A 20,069-nucleotide genomic window follows, 5' to 3' on the forward strand; every position below is an offset into this window, starting at 1 on the left:
GGGAACGGATCCGGCCCGGGGAAGGCCATGGCGGTCAGGGCAGTACGACCAGTTCACGGCTGGTGCGGTTGAGCCGCTCCCCGCCGTCGTCGGTGCAGACGACGATGTCCTCGATACGGGCCCCGAACCGGTCGGGAAGATAGATGCCCGGCTCGACGGAGAAGGCCATGCCGGGCTCCAGCGGCAGGGCCGAGCCCGCCACGATGTAGGGCTCCTCATGCGTCTCCAGCCCGATGCCATGACCGGTGCGGTGGATGAAGTGCGGCCCGAAGCCCGCATCCGTGATGACATCCCGGCCGATCGCGTCCAGCTGCTCGGCGGTGATACCCGGCCGCACCGCGTCGGTCTGGGCACGCTGGGCGGCCAACAGCACCTCGTACAGCCGTCGGTACTCGGCCGGCGGCTCGCCGACGACGTAATCGCGGGTGGAGTCGGAGCAGTAGCCGTCTTCGGTGGTCCCCCCGATGTCGACCACCACCGGGTCACCAGGCAGGATCACCCGGTCCGACAGCTCATGGTGGGGACTGGCGCTGTGGGGTCCGGAGCCGACGATGACGAAGTCGGCCCGCACATGCCCCTCGGTCACGATGGCCTCCGCGATGTCCCGGCCGACCTCGCGTTCGGTGCGCCCGGCGCGCAGCCACTCGCCCATGCGGGCGTGCACCCGGTCAATGGCCGCCCCCGCCCGGCGCAGCGCCTCCGCCTCGGCCTCGCTCTTGCGGATCCGCAGCCGGCCGAGCACCTCGCTGGCGAGTGCCTGGTCGGCGCCGGGCAGCGCGGCGCGGAAGGCGACGACCTTCTCGGCCCACATATGGTTGTCCACCCCGACCCGCGCCATACCGGCGGGCAGCCTGGCCGCGACGAGGGCATACGGGTCCTCGGTCTCGGCCCATCCGGCGATCTCGATCCCGAGGTTCCCGGCCGGGGACGCGAGCGCGGCGGGCCGCTCCAACTCGGGCACCAGGAGGAAGGGTTCGCCGTCCACGGGGAGCACAAGACAGGTGAGCCGCTCCAGGGGAAGTGCGTGATAACCCGTCAGATACCGCAGATCGGCGCCGGGACTGATCAGCAGCGCGCCCAGCCCCGCGTCGGCAGCGGCCTCCCGGGCGCGCTCCAGACGGTCGGCGGGGTAGAGATCGGTGAGGGTCACGGGGATTTCTCCATCCTGGTTTCGGGTCGGCTGAGGCAGCGGACCAGCCCATCCTCGACCGGCCGGGGTCCTCCGGCGACATCATTTTCGCCCGCAGCCGGCTCCGGGACTCCACACGGGCCACGCTTCCCGCACCCAAGCCGTTGACCAGCACAAATGAAGAAGTCCGGCTGGAGCACTAACAGCTAAAGAACTGATTGGCGTACGCAAGCACTCGGTCTCGGCCACATTGATTCTCCGAAAGATGGTCGAAATCCCGTACGTATCACGTTCAAACACCTCCATCATGTTAAATCAGAACAGACATTGCGGACATCGATGCCATACCTGGCCAGGCGTAGCTAACACGAGGCCTTGTCGAGCGACAAGACCGCAATCGCCCCCTGGCATCACGTAATTCACTAGTCATGAACACAATCGGTTTAGGCCGAAACTGAAACCCTAAGATCGTTGACCCCCCGAAAGGAGCACAGTTACCTTAATTAGCGAACCCGATCAGCAAGGAAAGCCCTCTTCAGGGTCACGCATTTGCGGGAATGGCCACCAACTATGGGTGGCCAGGGTCGAATTTCGCTGGACTCGCCGCTCCGATATACCGCAGCAAGCGGACGTATGTCGTCGATTTCATCGCGCCGTCGTGGCGTTTCAGGGCCCCGGCTAAGCCAATGCAACATCGCCGGCAGTCGGGACGGGAGATGAGGGTGATGCACATGGTGGATTCTGTCTTTGTCATGCCGGGAACGGTTGCCGCCCCGCGCGGAGGCATTCTGAGCGACTTACCCAACCGGTACGAGGCCGTACGTGAAGCGCTGTCCCGAATCGACAAGGCCGCCCAGGAAATGGGGCTGCCCAACATCAGTGCCCGGCTTGTCGAACAGAACGAGACGAGCGACCGGCGCGGCCCCGAAGTGCAATATCTGGAGATCTTCGCGGTCAGCATCGCGACGCACCATATGCTGATCGCCGAGGGCGCCGAGCCCATCGCGATCGTCGGGCAGAGCATCGGGGAGCTGTGGGCCCTGGCCGCCGCGGGGCATCTGTCCGTGGAGGACGCCGCGCGGCTGGCCGTGGCCCGGTCCCAGGTGCTGACCCGGCAGAGCTGGGGCGGAAAGATGCTCGCGGTCGGAGTGGACGGCCGCCGGGCGGAGTCGCTCGCCGAGCTGATCAACCATCCGCACCTGGTACTGGCCTGCGAGAACGCCCCTCGGCAGAGCGTCATCAGCGGCCCCGAAGCGTTGATCGAGCATGTGGAGCGGGTGGCCGACGCGCTCGGCTGGCCGAGTCTCCAACTCGACGTCCCGCATCCGACCCATACTCCGGCGATGGCGCAGGCCGCGCGGGACCTGCGGGAATCCGCGCCACGGGTTCCGTACGGTGCCGGGCGCTGGCGGGTGTGTTCCCCATGGCTGGGGCGGGACGTCGGCGACGACGACCCGGTCGACCTGGTGGCCGGCGCGCTCACCTCCCGGGTCCGGATGCTGCACACCATCCGTGAGCTGCACGCGGCCGGCGCCGATGCCTTTGTCGAGTGCGGGGAGTGGCCCGTCGTCACCAAGTTCGTCGAGGCGTCGATCCCTGGGGTGCAGTGTGTCGTTCCGCTGAGCGAGCGCGACCCGGTCGGGGCCGTCCGGGCGCTGGTCGCCGATTCCACCGGCGGTGGCCCGTTCCGCTCGCGCTCGTCGGCACCGTCGAGCAACGGTCATGGTCCCGTCGTACGGGTGAGTGAGCCCACGCCGGCCGGACCGGTTGCGACACTTCCGGCCACCGAGCTGCCGCCGGTCCGGGCCGCCGTGTCCGCCGCGTCCGCACCACCCGCGGCCCCTGTGTCCTATGTGGCCCCCGTCCCCTCCCCGGCCCCCGCGGCTCCGGCTCCGGCTGCCCCGGTCGCGGCCGCCCCCGTCGCCTCGCCGTCGTCTGCCGGGCTGGACTACGAGACGGTGCTGGCGGAGTTGCGGACGCTCTACGGCGACTTCCTGGGCTACCCGCCCGATCTGCTCGGTGAGGACGACGGCCTTGAGGCCGAGCTGGGTGTGGAGTCGCTCAAGCAGGTCGCCCTGCTCGGGATGGTGTCCGACCGGTACGAGCTGCCCGATCTGCGGGCGAATTCCTCCCTCCTGACCGTCGGCACGCTGCGCCGGATCGCGGAGGCCGTCGTGCAGGCCCGAGCGGGGGCTGCCGGACGATGACCTCCACAGAGAACCTGCGGGGTCGGGTCGCCCTGGTGACGGGGGCCGCGAAGAGCCTCGGTGCGGACATCGTGCGCCGCTTGGCGGGGAGCGGGGCCCATGTGATCGTCAACTACTTCCACTCGGTCGAACAGGCGGAGCGGCTGCGGGCGGAGCTGGAGCAGGCCGGTCACAGCTGCGAGTTCATCCGCGCCTCAGTGGCCAAGACCAGCGAGATCGACCGGATGTTCGACCTGGTCCAGGAGCGCCACGGTGGCCTGGACATTCTGATCAACAACGCCGCGGGCGGGGCCTTCCTGCCGCTGTTCGACATCGATGACACGTACTGGCAGCGGGCGTGGTCCACCAATGTGATGGCGGCCTACCACTGTTCGCGCCGGGCGGCCGAGCTGATGGCGGGACGGGACGGCGCGAGCATCCTCTGTCTCTCCAGCGTCGGGGCGCACCAGCCGGTCCAGGGTTACGGCCCCGGCGGTGTCACCAAGGCGGCCCTGGAGTCGCTGGTCCGCTATCTGGCGCTCGAACTGGTCGGCCAGGGCATCCGGGTCAACACGGTGCTGCTGGGCTCCGTCGCCAGCGAGATCGTCGTCAACCTGGACGCCCCGGCGGCGACGCCCGGTGGCCCGGCCGAGGCCAGCGAGCTGATGAACCGTACGCTCTCGACACCGGAGGCGGCCAAGTTGATCGTCCACCTCCTGCACGAGGACGCCGCCTTCATCACGGGGCAGACCATCGTCGCCGACGGCGGCATCAGCATCGGCGGGATGCAGGGCCTGCGGCTGCACAGCAGGCTGGCGGACCAGGTGAGCAGGCCCGCCAGGCGCCAACCGGTGCCCGCGGCGGCCGTGACGACACCGGAGACCCCTGCACCGGCACCGGAACCGGCATCGGTGGCGGCACCGGCACCGGCCCCGGCCCCGGCCCCGGCACAGGACCAAGCGCCAGACCCGGCGCCAGCCCCGGCGCCCGACCCAGCACCGGCCTCAGCACCGGCCCCAGCACCCGCCCCACCCCCCGAGACGGACCCCGAAGCCGTCGCCGTGGTCGGCCTCGGTCTGGTCCTGCCCGGCGCGAACAACGCGGCGGAGTTCTGGGACCGGTTACGGGAGGGCGCCCTGATCTCCAGCGAGCCGTCCGCCTTCGACCTGAAGCACTTCTGGGCGCCCACCCGGGAGGAAACCGACGCCTTCTACGTTCGCGAGGCGGCGTACGTCCAGGGCTTCGTCCCCGACCCCGCCTCGATCGCCGAACCGGACGGGAACGCCGGCCGCCCCGGATGGCCGCGTACCACTCGCTGGCTGCGGCACTGCGCCGTACAGGCCCTGGCCGGGGTGCACCGGCGCCCGACGGACCGGTGGCTCGCCACGACCACCGGTATCCACGACCAGACGGGGCTCGGCCCGCAGGGTGTCGTGCTGGGGGACGAGTACCGGCGCATGGTGCGCGAGGCGATCCCCGCCGACCAGGACGGTGACTGGCTGGCCGAGCTGGCCGACCACGCGATCAGCGCGTACTACGGTGGCGACGGCGGGGACCCGAAGGCCTACCTGCCCGCGTCCGTCTCCCGCGACGCGCTGCGCGGACTGATCCCCGACGACTCCCAGCACCTGACCCTCGACGCGGCCTGTGCCAGCGGACTGTTCGCCTTGGACGCGGCGGTCAAGGCGCTGCGCGAGGGCTCCTGCGATGTGGCGCTGGCCGGTGGCACCTCGGTGATCGAGCCGATCGGGTTCACCCTCTTCTGCCGGGCCCAGGGCATCTCGATGAGCGGCAGGATTCGCCCCTTCGACAAGGCGGCCGACGGAACCCTCATCGGTGAGGGCTCCATCATGCTCACGCTGAAGTCGTACGCGCGGGCCGTGGCGGACGGCGACCGGGTGCTCGGTGTCATCCGGGGCACCGGTCTCGCCGCCGACGGCCGGGGGAAGGGCATTCACGCTCCGGCCACGCGCGGGCAGGAGCTGGCGATCGCCCGGGCCTGGGCCGACGCGGGCGTCGAGGCCGACGACGTGGACTGGGTGGTGGCACACGGCACCGGCACACCGGTGGGCGACGAGATCGAACTGCGCTCGCTGCTCTCCCGGTTGGGGCCGCGGAAGCGGGCCTGCCTGTTGACCTCGAACAAGCAGGTCTTCGGGCACACCGGTGTGCTGGCGGGCCTGGTCTCGGTCGCGCACGCGCTGGTCGCGCTCGAACGCGGGGCGGTCCCCGGTCAGCCCGTGGTCACCGATCCGCACCCGCTGCTGGAGGACGGCACACGGCTGACCGTACCGGTCAGGGACGCGCCCTGGCCGACGGAGGACACACGGCCGCGCGTGGTCGGGGTGTCGTCGTTCGGCCTCGGAGGGGCGGACGCGCATGTGGTCCTGTCCGACCGGGTGCCGACGGCGGTCCCCGCGCGGCGGCGGGGCGGTGAGGCTCCCGCGGACACGGAGCCACTGGTCGTCGTGGGCTGGAACACCCATCTGCCTGGCCTGGACACCGCCCAGGTGCCCGCCTGGCTGCGTGGTGACGGCCCGCTCCCGGACGCCGGCTTCGGTATGCCGTACCCCCTGCCGTCCCCGCGTGAGGTGCGTATCCCGCCGCTGACGATGCGGCATATGGACCCCGCCCACCTGATGATGCTCCAGGCGCTCGGCCCGCTGCTGGACCGGCTCGGCGAGCCGGGCGTCAGCCTACGGCCCACCACGGCGGTGGTCGTGGGGGCGACGCTGCCGACCACGCACAACACCCGGGCCGCGCTGCGGGTGCACGCCGGCGAGTGCGCCACCACGTTCGACATCCTGCCCGACCCGGTGCGGGCGCAGACGCTCAAGGAGTACCTGGCGAAGGGGATGGCGGAGGCCAAGGGGGTGATCCCCGGCGATCTGAACGAGGACGACTTCACCGGGGCGGTCTCCTGCATCCTGTCGGGCCGGGCCGCCAATTACTACGACTTCCGGGGCCTGGGAACCAGCGTCTACGCCCACCGGGACTCCGCGCACACCGCCCTCGACCTGGCGCTGCGCCAACTCCGGCACCGCGCCTGCGACCTCGCCCTCGTCGGCGCGGTGTGCCAGCGGCCCATCAGCGGCTGGGACCGCCACCTCGACGAACTGGTGCCGGAGGGCCGGTCCATCGCGGAAGGTGCCGCCGTCCTCGCTGTCACCCGGCTCTCCACCGCGCTGGAGCACGGCCTGCCCATCCTGGGTTCGCTCTCCACCGCGGTCGAGGCCACCGATCCGCGGCGCCCGGCCACGCTCGGGCACGCCCTTCCCGTACTGGCCGACGCCGGACACACCTATCTGTCGCTGGACGCCCTGCTGGCGGTCCTCAAGGCCGTCTCCACCGGTGCGGACACCGTCGTGACGCCCGCCGCCCCCGGATCGCCACTGATCCGGTTCACCCGGCCGGACGGCCCGAACACCCACGGCCCGGACCAGGAGGAGGTGGAGCGGGCCGCACCCACCGAGCCGAACCGGGCCGCGCCCGAGCACACCGAGGACTTCACCGGCCGCCGCCAGACCCTCCGATTCGTCCCGACGGCCCCGCCGCGGAACGGCCCGGCCGCGTGCTCGATCCCGCCGGGCACCATCGTCATCACCGACGCCCCGGAGCTCGCCGCGGCCGCCACCGGCCCGGACATCGCCGTCTGGGCACCGCGGCCGGGCCTCGGAGCCGCCACCCACATCCCGCCCGAGGAGGCGCCCGGCGCCCTGGCCGACCTGCCGTTCATCCCGCGCCATATCCGGATCCTGTCCCGGCTGCCGGTCCAGGACGACGGGAGCGACGACGGGGGCGACGACGCCGAGGCCACCCGGATGGAGGACCTTCAGGACCTCACGTTCACCACGCTCCAGGCGGCGCTGCCCGCGCTGCGCACCGGCGGCTCGCTCGGCGCGCTCCTGGTCGGCGCGGTGCCGGACGATCTGCCGCCCCCGCTGAGCGGGCTGTTCACCGGCCTCGTCCGCTCCGTCCGGGCCGAGGTCCCGCAGTGCGGCGGAGTGACCCTGCTCAGCGACGCGCCGGACGCCGCGACCGCCCTGGACCAGCTGGCGCGGGCGGGCACCGCCCAGGTGCCGACCCACACACTGGCCTGCCGCGGGGGCGACTGGTTCACCCTGGCCGTCGCCGACGACCACGCCCCACCGCCCCCGGCGGAAGCCGCCTCGCTGCCACCCGGCGCGGTCGTGGTCGCCTTCGGCGGCGCCCGGGGCATCACCCCCGAGCTCCTCCACGCGATCGCCCGCACCAGCGACCGGCCGCATGTGTACGTCATCGGCCGCACCCCGCTGCCGGAAGGCGACGACGCGCTGCCGCCGCAGGCCGAGTTCATCGCCGCCGAACACCGCAGCCGCCCCGGCGCGTCGGTGGGCGAGCTGCGCGCCGCCTACGAGAAGGCCCAGGCGCGCCTTGAGGTACGCCGTACCGTGCGGCGGCTGACCGAACTGTGCGGCCAGGACCGTGTCCACCACCGCGTGTGCGACATCCTCGACGCCGAGGCCACCACCGCCGTCCTCGACGAGGTCGTCGACCGGCACGGACGGATCGACCTGCTCATCAACACCGTCCTCGACCTGCGGTCGCGTGCGCTGCACGCCAAGACGCTGACCGATTTCCGGGCGGTCCGGGCCACCAAGGCGACCGGCTACCGCAACCTCAAACGGGCCCTGGCCGGGCGTCCGCCCCGGATCTGGTGCAACTTCAGCACCCTGGCGACGCTCGCGCCCGCGCCCGGTGACATCGACTACTGCGCCGTCAACGAGTACCTCGCGTACGCGAGCGCCTGGGCCCAGCGGCACGGACCCGACGGCCACCGGGAGTTGGCGATCCTCTGGAGCGGCTGGCGGGAGGTCGGCGTCGCCAGCAGCGTCACCATGCGGGAGACCCTCAAGCGCAACCAGATGGACGCCTACATCAGCACCGAGCAGGGCTGCGCGCAGTTCCTCTCCGCCGTGACCCAGCCACCGGCCGCCGGGGTGGCGTTCTTCATCCGGGACGACGAACGCCTCCTGCTGGCCCGGCGTGGGATCAGCACCTACGGTCCGGGTGGGACCAGCGCCTACGGTTCCGCAGGCGAGCCGCGGATCCCCGCTCCGGACGCGCCGCCGCCCGCCGCGCCGGATCCGTCGCTGACCAGTCCGCTGCTCGACGGTGTCCTGCACCGCGGCAAGAGCTGGGCCGTCTTCACCAAGACCTGGGATCCGCACACCCTGGCCGAGCGGGACGGGCGGTGGATGCGCCACCACCGCGTCAACGGTGAGTACACACTGGCCGGAACGTTCACCCTCGAAGCCGCGGCCGCCGCGGCCGCGACCCTCTGCCCGGACCTCGTGGTCACCGGGTTCCGCGGTCTCGTCTGCCGGACGTCGATCACGGTCAGGCTCGCCGGACCGCTGCGCACCGTCGCGGTGGAGGCCCGGGTCACCGGCCGGAGGCGGGACGGCGCCGAGGTGGCCGTCCGGATGACGGCGCACCGGATCGGCAAGAACGGCAAGGTGCTGCGCTTCAACGACCTGCTGTGCGAGACGACGGTCGTGCTGGCGGACCGCTACCCCGTGCTCGCCGGACCACCCGACTTCTCGTCCCACGAGCCCGAACCCGATTTCGCGATGCCGGTCTACTCCCCCGACCCGCCGATCTCGCTCACCGGCCCGTTCGCCGGGACCAGCGATTACGCCCGTGGGCCGGACGGGAACAGCGCCAGGTTCGGTCTGGACCACGCCGCCTGGGCTCCGGCCCTGGCGGGGATGACCGTACCGGCGATCCTGCTGGACGCGATGGTGCACCTGTTGCTGCTGCCACCGCGTGGTGACCACCCACCGCTGGTCGGTCCGATGGCCGGGCTCGACGAGGTCGAGCTCGCCGGGCCGGGCAACGACTGCCAGCTCAGCGCGGAGCACCCGGCCATCCGGCTGCACTGCGACTTCGCCACCGGGGACCTGACCGCCGTGACCGGCCACGGCAAAGTGCTGGCCCGTATCACCGGGGTCACCGCACACGCCCTGGACCACAGCGGAGAGCTGGTCCGGCCCCGCCCCCGCGTTCCCCAGTCCCCCCTTTCGTGACAGTCGCCCCTTTCGTGACAGCGGAGGAGACAGCAGTGTTGTGGCAGGACATCACGATCGCCGGGACCGGCGCGTGGATACCCCCCATCAGGCCCGAGCACCAGCCGGCGGGCGGGCCGGGCACCGGGCGGCCCTCCATGATGGCGCTCAACGGATTCACCTCGGCCGCCGTCTCGAAGGACGACACGGCCACGCAGATGGCGGCCCGGGCCGGTCTCAAGGCACTGCGCCACGCGGACGTCGCCAGTGCCGACCTGAGCCTGCTCGTGCACGCCGGCTTCCAGGACCCGGACCACTACACGCCTTCGGCCTATCTGATGCGGGTGCTCGGAGGGAAGGACACCGCCGGGATCGAGGTCGGTGCCGCCAGTGACGGCGGGGCTGCCGCGCTCGTCGCCGCGGCCGACCACCTCGCCGCCCGGCCGGACGCGAAGGCCACGCTGGTCACGACCGGTGCCCGGTTCCCGGACGAACGGTGGGGCTATTCCCGGGAGTTGGGTTACGTAGCCGGTGACGCCGGGGCCGCCGCCGTGCTCACCCGGGGGACGGGCTTCGCCCGCCTGGTGGCGACCGCCCATGTCACGGAGTCGCAACTGGAGGGGCAGACCCGGACCAGGGAGGGCCACACCGGTGTCGCCCGGCGGTCCCCCGTCGAGGAGACCGGGTTCATGCCCCACATCGACGTGCTTCAGCGGGCCACCCACCGCTGCGTCGAGACCGTCCTCGACGAGGCCGTCGTGAAACCGGCGGACATCGCGCACGTGGTGCCCATCGCGATCGGCTCGGTCGTGCTCGACATGCTGCTCAGCGGCTCACCGCTCGGCCTCCGTGCCGACGACACCAGCTGGACCTACGGCCGCCACCTCGGCCACGCCGGCCCGTCCGACGTCCTGCTCGCCCTCGACCGGGCGTTCCGCTCCGGCACGCTGCGGACCGGGGACCGCGTCCTCGTGGTGAGTTTCGGGGTCGGCTTCCGCTGGACCACCGCGCTGCTCGAGATCACCCGCGATCCCGTCGCCATGGCACCGGCCGGTCGCTCACACACAGAAGGAGGTTGGTCATGACGGACACGAGTACGGCGACCGCCGCGTCGGTGCCGCTGGCTCCGCGGGCCCTGCCACTGCTGGGCCACGCGCTGCCCCTGCTCCGCGATCCGCTGGCGTTCATCATGTCCCTGTCCGGCTACCGCGAGATGGTCCGGGTCCGGCTGGGCCCGAGTACCGCCATGATGATCTGCGATCCGGACCTGACCCGGCAGGTGTTCCTGAACGACCGTGTCTTCGACAAGGGCGGCCCGATCTACGACCGGATCCGCGAGGTCATCGGCGACGGCCTGTCCACCTGCCCGTACCCCCTGCACCGGCGGCAGCGGCGGCTGTGCCAGCCGTCGTTCCACCCCACCCGGCTCGCCGGGTACGGGGCGGTGTTCGCGCGGGCGGCCGAGGTGAAGGCGGCATCCTGGCGCGATGGCGACGTCCTCGACATCACCCAGGAAATGATGACGCTGACGACGCGCGCCACCATGGAGACGATGTTCAGCGGCTCGCTGCCGGCCGAGACCATGCGGCGGGCCCTTGCCGACACCTCCACCATCGTGACCGCGTTCTTCCGCCGGATGATGACACCGGCCCTGCTGCGCCGGGTGCCGACTCCGCGGAAGCGGCGCTACGACCAGGCCCGTGACCGGCTGTCGGCCACCATCGCGGAGATCATCGCCGAGCGGCGCGCCGATCCGACCGACCATGCCGACCTGCTCTCCACGCTGGTCGCGGCGGTCGACGAGGAGAGCCAGGACGGCCAGAAGCAACTGAGCGACACCGAACTGGCGGACGAGGCCCTCACGTTCTTCCTCGGCGGGATGGAGACCACGGCCATCACCCTGGCCTGGGCGCTGCATCTGCTCGCCACCAACCCGGACGTCCAGCACAGTCTCCAGGCCGAGACCGATCAGGTCCTGGCCGGCGGGAAGGTCGATCCCGCGCACCTGCCCTCGCTCGATCTGGCCGCCCGGGTGGTGACCGAGACGCTGCGGCTGTATCCGCCCGCCTGGATGATGACCCGCGCGGTCCGGCAGGACACCGAGCTCGGCGGGGTACGGCTCGAGGGCGGCAGCACCATCGTGCTCAGCCCGTACCTGCTGCACCGCCGGGCCGACCTCTACCCCGAGCCCGACCGGTTCGACCCGGACCGCTGGCTCGGCGGTCAGCCCGACCGGGCCGCCTACATCCCGTTCGGCGCCGGGGCGCGCAAGTGCATCGGGGACCAGTTCGCCCTCACCGAGGCCATCCTGGCCCTCACCGCGATCGTCGCCCGCTGGGAGCTGACCCCCGTCGGCGACCAGCCGTTCGAGCCCAAGGTGGAGACCAGCCTGAGTTCGCGCGGGCTGCGCCTGCGGATCAGTGAGCGGCGGACGAACGGCACCGGCGACGCCGAACTGCACGCGGCCACACCGCGGTCCGCACCCGCCCACCCGTCCACGCCACCGGGCGCCGGCGGCTGCCCGGTGAAGCACGAGGAGTGATGCCGTGAAGCCTCACCTGAAGCCCCTGGTGAAACAGCTTCTCAACGCCCGGAGGGTCGGCCTGCCCGGCGCGGCCCCGGCCGACAGCCTGCGCACTCCTTCCCTGCCCTATCCGAACGGGTGGTTCTGCCTGGCCTTCTCCGACGAGGTGCGCCCCGGCTCCGTCACCACCCGTCCGCTCGCGGGCACGGAGGTCGTCCTCTACCGCACGGCCAAGGGCGTGCTGCGGGCCGTCCGGCCCCGGTGCCCGCATCTGGGAGCGCATCTCGGGGTCGGCGGTTCGGTCGAGGGCGAGGACATCGTCTGCCCCTTCCACCGGTTCGCGTTCGACCCGGCCGGCACCTGTGTGCGCACCGGTTACGACAAACCACCGCCGAAGGCGTCGCTGGCGCGGTACCCGGTGTGCGAGGCCAACGGCTCGATCTATGTGTGGTGGCACGCGCTCGGCCTGCCCCCGCAGTGGCAGGTCCCGGTCTTCCCCATGGACGACCGGCAGCCGTACAGCCACGACACCTTCGACATCGCCGGTCATCCGCAGGACGTCATCGAGAACGCCTTCGACTGGGGTCATCTGCCGGCGTTGCACGGCCTCAAAGGTCTCGACATCGAGGGCGCTCCGGTGGCCGGGGAGCCGACCAGCACCGTCACCGCGACCGCCCGCGGCACCATGATGCGCGGGTTCCGCCAGTCCTACACGCTCACGGTGATCGGGCTGGCCACCATCGCGGCGCGCACGGTCCTGCCGCGGGGCGCGGGCACCCTCCATGTGATGCTCCACGCGACCCCCACCGGCCCGGGCCGCATCCAGCTCCGGTTCGGTACGAAGCTGGAGCTGAACGGGATCCCCGGCGTGCCCGGGGCGGTGGGGCGCGCGGCGGCCATGCCCGTCGCCCGGCTGCTCAGCGCCGTCCTCCAGCGGGTGGCGAGCGTCGACACCGGCGCGGACCTGCTGATGTGGCACTACCAGGAGCATGTCGAGCACCCGAAGCTCGCCAAGGGCGACGGTCCGATCGGCCGGTACCGGCAGTGGGCGCAGCAGTTCTACACCGAACCCACGGACGATCTGGTGCCACCGCGGCCTCCCCGGGCCGGCGCGAGCCGCTCGGAGGAGTGACCACCGGCCGGCGAGACCTGGTCCACGAGTACGAGGGAGAACAGGCATGACCACGTCATCCGACCAGCCGGTGCCGGACTCCGGCGCCGTCCAGAAGGACATGCTGGGGTATCTGACGAAGCGTACGGGGAAGACCTGGGCGGCCGACGCGGACGTCTTCGGTTCCGGCGGGCTGTCCTCGCTCTTCGCCATGGAGCTGGTGGTGCATCTGGAGAAGTCGTACGGCATCGAGATCCGCGGCGCCGACCTGCGGATGGAGAACTTCCGCACGGTGCGGCGGATGGCCGCGCTGGTCGAACGGCTCCTCCGGCAGCCCGCCCCCGGTGGCCCCGGTGCGTGAACCCGTCGCCACGGCGGCCTCGGCGGCCGCCGGGGCTCATGCTCCGTGAACGTTCGAGTGGCCGTCCCGGTGGTCGTGGCCCGGGGAACGCCGCGCCAGGGCGTGGGCGCGTGCGCTCACTTCGTCCGCGGACACGACGCGCAGGCCGGCGAGCACGTCCTCCAGGGCGGCCAGCCAGAGCCGGTAGTAGCGATACGGCTCGTCCCGTGCCGGAGCGCTCTCCCGGGCCGCGATCCGGGCGATCAGCGCGGCCTGGAACCGCGGCCAGGTGAACGCGCCCGCCTCGTACAGGCCGACGGCCATGGCGAAGGCGCGGCCCTCCCAGGGCTCGGCGAACACCAACTCGCCGTTGGCGCGCGGGGGTGCGGCCGGGCCCTCGATGTCCAGCGGCGCGGTCATGGCGCCACCGCCTTGGCCACGCCGACCATCGAGTCCCGGGTCACCAGCGGCACGAGTTGCTCCTCGGAGAGGTGCTCGGTGCCGGGCGGACGCTCGGGCAGGACGAACCAGCGCACCTCACTGGTGGAGTCGTGGACGGTGATCCGCACGTCGTCGTCGAGTTCGAGTCCCATCTCGGACAGCACCGTGCGGGGCTCCTTCACCACGCGTGCGCGGTAGGCGGGGTCCTTGTACCAGCTCGGCGGCAGGCCGAGCACCGGCCACGGGTAGCACGAGCACAGGGTGCACACCACCACGTTGTGGGTGGTCGCGGTGTTCTCCACGACGACGATGTGCTCGCCCTGCGGCCCCGAGTAGCCGAGCTCCTCGATGGCCGCCGTGCCGTCGTCGAGCAGCCGCCGCCGGTACTCCGGGTCGGTCCAGGCCCTGGCGACGACCTTGGCGCCGTTGAGCGGGCCCACGTTGGTCTCGTAGGTGGTGATCAACCCGTCCATCACCTTCGGGTCGATCAGGCCCCGCTCGGTGAGCAGTTGCTCGAGCGCCTCGGTGCGCAGGGCCACGGGAAGGCTCTCGCCCGGCCCGTCATCGGTGGCGGTCATGAGGTGGTCTCCAGATAGCTCTCGAACAGCTCGGCGGTGAGCGCGAAGGGTTCGGCGCCGGCGCCCCACAGCTCGCGTGAGGTGAACCGCACCGAGTAGACGTACTGCGGATGCTCGCCCTGGAAGTGGGCGTTGGTGTCCGGCAGCACGAAAGCGGGCTGGACGATCTCGACGGTCCCGGTGTGTCCCCGTACATAGCCCGGCAACCGGGTGTGCCCGGGCACCGACCGGGCCTTGGCCCGTACCCGCTCGCCGACGGCGAAGGCGGGGGCGGTGGCCACGGAACGCAGCGAGCCCTCGGCGGTCGGCGCGTAGTCGGGCACCGCGGGCTCGGGGACCGGCGGCTCCGCCACATGTTCACCGCGCAGGTTGCGGGCGCGGGCGTCGACGGCACCCGACGCCAGGATGGCGCTGTCGGTGAGCATCAGTTCCGCGCCGTTGAGCCATCGCCCGAAGTAGCCGTCGTCCAGATAGGCGGCTCGGTCCAGTCGCTCGAGCGCGTGCCGGAAGGCGTCCAGGTTGACCCCGCCGTACGCGATGCGGCCGGAGAGCGTCGCCAGCGCGAACGCCCGGCCCTGCCAGGTCTCCTCGAAGACCGGCTCGGCACGGCTCGGCGGATGAACGGGACCCCATCCCGGAGTACCGCCCATATCGGCGATCCCCTCCATGGCACCACCTCCCCAAATATGAACATAATGGACTACGTGCCCGAATCGTATACGCCAGGTGTCCTCCGCGCCGCGTTCCGTACTCTGGCGGCATGCGCATGCGCCCCACTTTGAGCTGGACCCCCGCCGAGGACCTGCCGCCGGGCAGTACGGACCTGGATCCGGTCGCCGACGCGCTGAGCACCGGCGGTGTCCTGGTGCTCAGCGGGGCGGGCATCTCCACGGAGTCGGGCATCCCCGACTACCGGGGCGCGGACGGAAGCCTGAGCCGGCACACCCCGATGACCTACCAGGACTTCACCGCCAGTGCCCAGGCCCGGCGCCGGTACTGGGCCCGCAGCCACCTCGGCTGGCGCAGCTTCGGCCGCGCCCGCCCCAACGACGGGCATCGGGCCGTGGCCGCGTTCGCCCGGCACGGCCTGCTCTCGGGCGTGATCACCCAGAACGTCGACGGTCTGCACCAGGCGGCCGGCAGCGAGGGCGTCGTGGAACTCCACGGAAGCCTGGACCGGGTCGTCTGTCTCTCCTGCGGCACCTTCGGCCCGCGCCGCGAACTCGCCCGGCGGCTGGAGGAGGCCAATGCGGGCTTCGCGCCGGTGGCCGCCGGAATCAACCCGGACGGCGACGCCGACCTCACCGACGAACAGGTCGGGGACTTCCGCGTGGTGCCCTGTACGGTCTGCGGCGGCATCCTCAAACCGGACGTGGTGTTCTTCGGCGAGGCCGTACCGCCGGAGCGGGTCGAGCACTGCCGCGAGCTGGTCCGCGAGGCGGCCTCGCTGCTGGTCCTGGGCTCCTCACTGACGGTGATGTCCGGGCTCCGGTTCGTCCGCCAGGCGGCCGGGGCCGGAAAGCCGGTGCTGATCGTCAACCTCGACCCGACCCGGGGCGACCGGCACGCCGTCACCCGGGTCGCCCTCCCCCTGGGCACGGCGCTCACCGCCGTGGCCGACCGGCTGGGCATCCCCGGTCAGTAGCCGGATCCGTGGTCCGTCCTCACGGCCGCGGTCGAATTTTCCTCTTGCCTGACGACGATTTCCCGTTTGAGGATTTTGCCGGTCGCTCCCTTGGGGAGCCCGTCCGTGACCGTGACGATCCGCGGGTACTTGTAGGCGGCAACCCGCTGTTTGACGTAATCGCGTATCTGATCAGCTGTGGTGTGTGCACCATGCCGGAGCGTGACCACGGCGGCCACCTCCTCCCCGTGGCTCTCGTGCGGCACGCCGACGACGGCGGCCTCGGAGATGGCGGGGTGTCCGTAGAGCACCTCCTCGATCTCGCGTGGATAGACGTTGTATCCACCGCGGATGATGAGGTCCTTCTTCCGGTCGACGATGAAGTAGTAGCCGTCCTCGTCGACACGGGCGAGATCGCCGCTGTGGAACCACCCGTCCCGGATGGCCTCCGCGGTCGCGTCCGGACGGTTCCAGTACCCCCTCATCACGTTTTCGCCGCGGATCGCGATCTCACCGACTTCGCCCCGCCCGGCCGTGGTGCCGTCGTCCGCGACGAGCATCAACTCGACCCCGCGGATGGGCAGACCGATCGAACCGGCCTTGTGCGGCCCGTCCGGAGGGTTGAACGACGCGACCGGCGAGGTCTCCGAGAGGCCATAGCCCTCCAGCACGGTGGCGCCGAATTCCCGCTCGAAGCCGTGCAGCACTTCGACCGGCAACGAGGCACCCCCGGAAACGGCCAAGCGCATCCGCGAGAGGTCGTGGCCGTCGGGGATCGCGGTGTGCAGCAGGGCCGTGTACATCGTGGGGACACCCAGGAAGACGGTGACCCCGTCCCGGTCCATGATCTCCAGCGCCTCGGCCGGATCGAACCGCGGCAGCAGGGTCAGCGTGGCACCGGCAGCGACAGCGGTGTTGAGAGCGCAGGTCTGTCCGAAGGCGTGGAACATGGGCAGGCCGCCGAACAGCACGTCGTCCGGCCCGATGTGGAGCACCGTCTCGACCGTGGTGGCCGTGTTGGTCATCAGGTTGCGGTGGGTCAGCTCGGCACCCTTCGGCGTTCCTGTCGTGCCCGAGGTGTACAGGATCACGGCGGTGTCGTCACCGGCCCGATCGACGAGCTCGGGCATCGGCGCGGTGGCCCGCACGAGATCGTCGAATGCCGCGGGGCCGGTGACCAGACACTCCGCGCCAGCCTCTGCCGCGGCCGTCGTGACCTCGTCCGCGAACAGCGGGAACGTCACCACGACGCGGGACCCGGAATCCCGTAGCAGGAACGCGATTTCGCGGGCCTTCAACAGCGGGTTCATCGGCACCACCACGCCGCCCGCGCGGAGGATGCCGTAGTACACGACGGGGAAATGGGTGACGTTGGGCATGACCAGCGCGACACGATCGCCCGGTCTGATGCCTCTGGTGCGCAACAGCGTGGCGACCCGGGCGGCGGCGTCGTTCAGCTGGGCATACGTGAGGGCGGTCTCGCCCTGGCGAATGGCGACTCGTCGCCCGTCGGCCCGTGCGGATTCCGCCAGGAGTACGGCGAGGTTGTTCATGCGGTTCCCCTCCCCACCGCCGTGCCGGGCGGTCGGTGATGTGAACGCCGGGTGGCGAGCTCTCACGGCGGTGCAACATTAGGCCGCGCCGCACCGCACCGCTTGACCTGGCGTGACAGGTGACTTACCAATTGGGGACAACCCCTGGAGTACACCCATGAAGCCCCTCGTCCGCAACGCGGCGCTGAACAGCTACGTCGAGCTCAGCCGGTCGCTCGGCATCGACCCCCGGGACCTGATGAAGCGGGTGGGTCTGGACCCCGTCGGCCTCGCGGTCCAGGACAGATGGATCTCCGGGGTGGCCGTGACCCAGCTGTTCGAGCTCTCGGCGGCGGCCTCGCACCGCGAGGACTTCGGCCTGCTCCTGGCCGAGCGCCGCCGCCTCTCCAACCTCGGCCCCATCAGCCTGGTCATACGCGAGGAGCCGGATGTCCGGAGCGCGCTGGAACTTCTCGTCCGCCACGAGCACACGTACAACGAGATGCTCCATAGCCGGCTCTCCGAGGCGAGCGGCCTGGCCACCCTCAAAGTGGTGCTGGAGCCCGGTGGTGAGGCCGTGCCGGCCCGCCAGGCCATGGAGCTGGCCGTGGGCGTGTTCCACCAGGTCCTGCGCGGTTTCCTCGGTGCCCGGTGGCAGCCGGTGTCCGTGTGTTTCACCCATGGCGCGCCGGCGGACACCGGGACACATCGGCGCGCCTTCGGCCCCGTCGTGGAATTCGACCGGGAATTCAACGGGATCGTCTTCTACGCCAGTGATCTCAACGTTCCCAACCCCATGTCGGATCCACTGCTCCACACCTACGCGCGGCGGTATTTCGACTCCATCGCGGTCGCGAGGGACACGACCGTACCGGACCGGGTGCGCGAGCTGATCGAAGTTCTGCTGCCGACCGGGCGCTGTTCGATCGAGCAGGTCGCCACCAGCCTCGGTGTCGACCGGAGGACCGTCCACCGCCACCTGTCGGCCTCGGGCGAGTCGTTCTCCTCCCTCCTGAACGCGACGCGCACGCAGCTCGCGGAGCAGCTTGTGGCGAACCAGCGCCGCTCGTTGACCGAGATCTCCGGGCTGCTGGGGTTCGCCGCGCCCAGTGCCTTCTCACGGTGGTTCAGCCGGCGGTTCGGTTGCAGCCCGCGGGAGTGGCGCAACCGGCGAACGAGGCAGCGGCACTCGGGCGAGGAGTGACCACCGGGCGATTGGCGATCCGTGGCCTCGGCCTGAGCCGCGATCCGTCGCCGGTCCCCAAGTGATAAGTCGGATGTCACCGACGGTAAAGCGGGTCGCGTAACCGGCCCTTAACGTTGCCGTACCGCGAGGGACACCGCCTACCTCACCAGGGCGAGCGGAAACCCCGTACGCAATCGCTTCGATCCCCGCCGTCCTCCTCCGCGCTCGTATCGCGGGCAGTGACGCATCTGGCGGGGCGGGTGAAGACCGTCCGACAAAGGAGATCGACCATGCACTTCCTCGATGACTCCCTGTACCCGGAGAACCAGGAGAAGCTCGTCATCCAGGCCGCGCCCTACGGGCCGGAGTGGCTGCCAGGTGACGCCGACGACCTCCCGCTCACGATGGACGAGCACGTCCAGGCGGCGGTCGACTGCTACCAGGCCGGCGCCACCGTGCTGCACATCCACGTACGCGAGCTGGACGGCCGCGGCTCCAAGCGGATGTCCATGTTCAACGAGCTGATGGCCCGGCTGCGCGAGGCCGTGCCGGACATGGTCCTGCAAATCGGCGGGTCGATCTCGTTCGCCCCCGAGGACGAGGGCTCCGACGCGAAGTGGCTCAGCTACGACACCCGCCACATGCTGGCCGACATCACCCCCAGGCCGGACCAGGTGACGATCGCGATCAACACCAACCAGATGAACATCGTCGAGCTCTTCGACGACGAGGACATCGAGGGCACCTCGATCGCCAAGCCGGCGTACTACCAGGCCTACCGGGACATGGTGGTCGAGGCCGGGCCGGAGTTCTACCTCGAACACCTCGAGCGGCTCCGCGCCAACGGCATTCAGCCGCATTTCCAGCTCGCCAACATGGCACAGCTGGAGACCGTGGAGCGGCTGATCCGCAAGGGTGTGTACACCGGCCCGCTGGTGCTCAACTACGTAGCGATCGGCGGCGGGTTCGCCGGCCGGCACCCGGCCGACCTGATCGAGTTCATCCGCCGCGTCCCGGACGGGGCGGTGCTCACGATCGAAGCCTCCATGCGCGCGGTGGCGCCGATGAACGCGATCGGCATCGCCCTGGGCACCCATGTGCGGGTGGGCAACGAGGACAACCTGTGGCGGCACAAGGGCGAGCGGATGTCCTCGGTGGAGCAGGTCGAGCAGATGGTCCGGATCGCCCAAGCACTCGGTCGTGAGATCGCCACCGGGCCGGAGGCGAAGCAGATCTACAAGCTCGGCGAGTGGTACGCGGACAGCGACGAGACCCTGGCCCGGCTCGGCATGGTGCCCAACCGCCGCCCCGGCCGGCGCGGCTTCATGCTGCGCGACGTCGAGAACTGACCCCACCACACCACGAAAACAC

At 71.0% G+C, this 20,069-nt stretch carries 14 protein-coding genes; 9 read left to right on the forward strand and 5 right to left on the reverse strand.

Annotated features, from left to right (window positions below; all coding sequences use genetic code 11):
* Positions 1 to 34: 34 nt before the first annotated feature.
* Positions 35 to 1,150, reverse strand: a complete 1,116-nt coding sequence (locus tag ACT2CW_RS22305; protein WP_445517978.1) for a M24 family metallopeptidase — start codon at positions 1,148 to 1,150, stop codon at positions 35 to 37.
* Between the two features lie 731 nt (positions 1,151 to 1,881).
* Here ACT2CW_RS22305 and ACT2CW_RS22310 point away from each other — a divergent pair.
* Genes ACT2CW_RS22310 through ACT2CW_RS22335 form a run of 6 tightly spaced genes read left to right on the forward strand, consistent with a single transcriptional unit; the run spans position 1,882 to position 13,358 of the window.
* Positions 1,882 to 3,336 (forward strand): acyltransferase domain-containing protein, encoded by a 1,455-nt coding sequence (locus tag ACT2CW_RS22310; protein WP_445517979.1) that lies wholly within the window; start codon positions 1,882 to 1,884, stop codon positions 3,334 to 3,336.
* Positions 3,333 to 9,383, forward strand: coding sequence for an SDR family oxidoreductase (locus ACT2CW_RS22315; protein WP_445517980.1), 6,051 nt, complete (start codon positions 3,333 to 3,335; stop codon positions 9,381 to 9,383). The genes ACT2CW_RS22310 and ACT2CW_RS22315 overlap by 4 nt, the downstream gene beginning before the upstream one ends.
* A gap of 35 nt (positions 9,384 to 9,418) precedes the next feature.
* Positions 9,419 to 10,447 carry a 3-oxoacyl-[acyl-carrier-protein] synthase III C-terminal domain-containing protein gene (locus ACT2CW_RS22320; protein WP_445517981.1) on the forward strand — a complete coding sequence of 343 codons (1,029 nt, stop codon included), beginning with the start codon at positions 9,419 to 9,421 and terminating at the stop codon, positions 10,445 to 10,447.
* Positions 10,444 to 11,904, forward strand: a complete 1,461-nt coding sequence (locus tag ACT2CW_RS22325; protein WP_445517982.1) for a cytochrome P450 — start codon at positions 10,444 to 10,446, stop codon at positions 11,902 to 11,904. Before ACT2CW_RS22320 ends, ACT2CW_RS22325 begins: the two co-directional genes overlap by 4 nt.
* 4 nt (positions 11,905 to 11,908) lie before the next feature.
* Positions 11,909 to 13,018 (forward strand): Rieske 2Fe-2S domain-containing protein, encoded by a 1,110-nt coding sequence (locus ACT2CW_RS22330; RefSeq protein WP_445517983.1) that lies wholly within the window; start codon positions 11,909 to 11,911, stop codon positions 13,016 to 13,018.
* Between the two features lie 46 nt (positions 13,019 to 13,064).
* Positions 13,065 to 13,358 (forward strand): acyl carrier protein, encoded by a 294-nt coding sequence (locus ACT2CW_RS22335; RefSeq protein WP_445517984.1) that lies wholly within the window; start codon positions 13,065 to 13,067, stop codon positions 13,356 to 13,358.
* 36 nt (positions 13,359 to 13,394) lie between these two features.
* Here the strand turns inward: ACT2CW_RS22335 and ACT2CW_RS22340 are convergent, their stop codons facing one another.
* From ACT2CW_RS22340 to nthB, 3 genes are read right to left on the reverse strand one after another with little or no spacing between them, the layout of a single operon-like run.
* Positions 13,395 to 13,757 carry a nitrile hydratase accessory protein gene (locus tag ACT2CW_RS22340; protein ID WP_445517985.1) on the reverse strand — a complete coding sequence of 121 codons (363 nt, stop codon included), beginning with the start codon at positions 13,755 to 13,757 and terminating at the stop codon, positions 13,395 to 13,397.
* Positions 13,754 to 14,356 carry a nitrile hydratase subunit alpha gene (gene nthA, locus ACT2CW_RS22345; RefSeq protein WP_445517986.1) on the reverse strand — a complete coding sequence of 201 codons (603 nt, stop codon included), beginning with the start codon at positions 14,354 to 14,356 and terminating at the stop codon, positions 13,754 to 13,756. The genes ACT2CW_RS22340 and nthA overlap by 4 nt, the downstream gene beginning before the upstream one ends.
* Positions 14,353 to 15,024, reverse strand: a complete 672-nt coding sequence (gene nthB / locus ACT2CW_RS22350; RefSeq protein ID WP_445517987.1) for a nitrile hydratase subunit beta — start codon at positions 15,022 to 15,024, stop codon at positions 14,353 to 14,355. Before nthB ends, nthA begins: the two co-directional genes overlap by 4 nt.
* Before the next feature lie 92 nt (positions 15,025 to 15,116).
* Between nthB and ACT2CW_RS22355 the strand changes: the two genes are divergently transcribed.
* Positions 15,117 to 16,001 (forward strand): NAD-dependent protein deacetylase, encoded by an 885-nt coding sequence (locus tag ACT2CW_RS22355; protein WP_445517988.1) that lies wholly within the window; start codon positions 15,117 to 15,119, stop codon positions 15,999 to 16,001.
* Here ACT2CW_RS22355 and ACT2CW_RS22360 read toward each other — a convergent pair.
* Positions 15,995 to 17,533, reverse strand: a complete 1,539-nt coding sequence (locus tag ACT2CW_RS22360) for a long-chain-fatty-acid--CoA ligase (protein WP_445517989.1) — start codon at positions 17,531 to 17,533, stop codon at positions 15,995 to 15,997. The two genes, ACT2CW_RS22355 and ACT2CW_RS22360, sit on opposite strands and share 7 nt — an antisense overlap.
* Positions 17,534 to 17,690: 157 nt before the next feature.
* On the opposite strand from ACT2CW_RS22360, the gene ACT2CW_RS22365 reads away from it, so the two are divergent.
* Together ACT2CW_RS22365 and ACT2CW_RS22370 are read left to right on the forward strand one after the other, a co-directional pair.
* Complete coding sequence (locus ACT2CW_RS22365; protein ID WP_445517990.1) at positions 17,691 to 18,716, forward strand: AraC family transcriptional regulator; 1,026 nt, start codon at positions 17,691 to 17,693, stop codon at positions 18,714 to 18,716.
* Between the two features lie 272 nt (positions 18,717 to 18,988).
* Positions 18,989 to 20,047, forward strand: a complete 1,059-nt coding sequence (locus tag ACT2CW_RS22370; RefSeq protein WP_445517991.1) for a 3-keto-5-aminohexanoate cleavage protein — start codon at positions 18,989 to 18,991, stop codon at positions 20,045 to 20,047.
* Positions 20,048 to 20,069: the final 22 nt, after the last annotated feature.

The sequence above is a fragment of the Streptomyces sp. NEAU-174 genome (assembly GCF_052665095.1).

Bases quoted from the DNA above. Each gene is read 5' to 3' on its own strand.
- ACT2CW_RS22340 (WP_445517985.1), bottom strand. From the start codon at position 13,757: ATGACCGCGCCGCTGGACATCGAGGGCCCGGCCGCACCCCCGCGCGCC.
- ACT2CW_RS22335 (WP_445517984.1), top strand. From the start codon at position 13,065: ATGACCACGTCATCCGACCAGCCGGTGCCGGACTCCGGCGCCGTCCAG.
- ACT2CW_RS22365 (WP_445517990.1), top strand. From the start codon at position 17,691: ATGAAGCCCCTCGTCCGCAACGCGGCGCTGAACAGCTACGTCGAGCTC.
- nthA (WP_445517986.1), bottom strand. From the start codon at position 14,356: ATGACCGCCACCGATGACGGGCCGGGCGAGAGCCTTCCCGTGGCCCTG.
- ACT2CW_RS22370 (WP_445517991.1), top strand. From the start codon at position 18,989: ATGCACTTCCTCGATGACTCCCTGTACCCGGAGAACCAGGAGAAGCTC.
- nthB (WP_445517987.1), bottom strand. From the start codon at position 15,024: ATGGAGGGGATCGCCGATATGGGCGGTACTCCGGGATGGGGTCCCGTT.
- ACT2CW_RS22325 (WP_445517982.1), top strand. From the start codon at position 10,444: ATGACGGACACGAGTACGGCGACCGCCGCGTCGGTGCCGCTGGCTCCG.
- ACT2CW_RS22360 (WP_445517989.1), bottom strand. From the start codon at position 17,533: ATGAACAACCTCGCCGTACTCCTGGCGGAATCCGCACGGGCCGACGGG.
- ACT2CW_RS22315 (WP_445517980.1), top strand. From the start codon at position 3,333: ATGACCTCCACAGAGAACCTGCGGGGTCGGGTCGCCCTGGTGACGGGG.
- ACT2CW_RS22355 (WP_445517988.1), top strand. From the start codon at position 15,117: ATGCGCATGCGCCCCACTTTGAGCTGGACCCCCGCCGAGGACCTGCCG.
- ACT2CW_RS22310 (WP_445517979.1), top strand. From the start codon at position 1,882: ATGCCGGGAACGGTTGCCGCCCCGCGCGGAGGCATTCTGAGCGACTTA.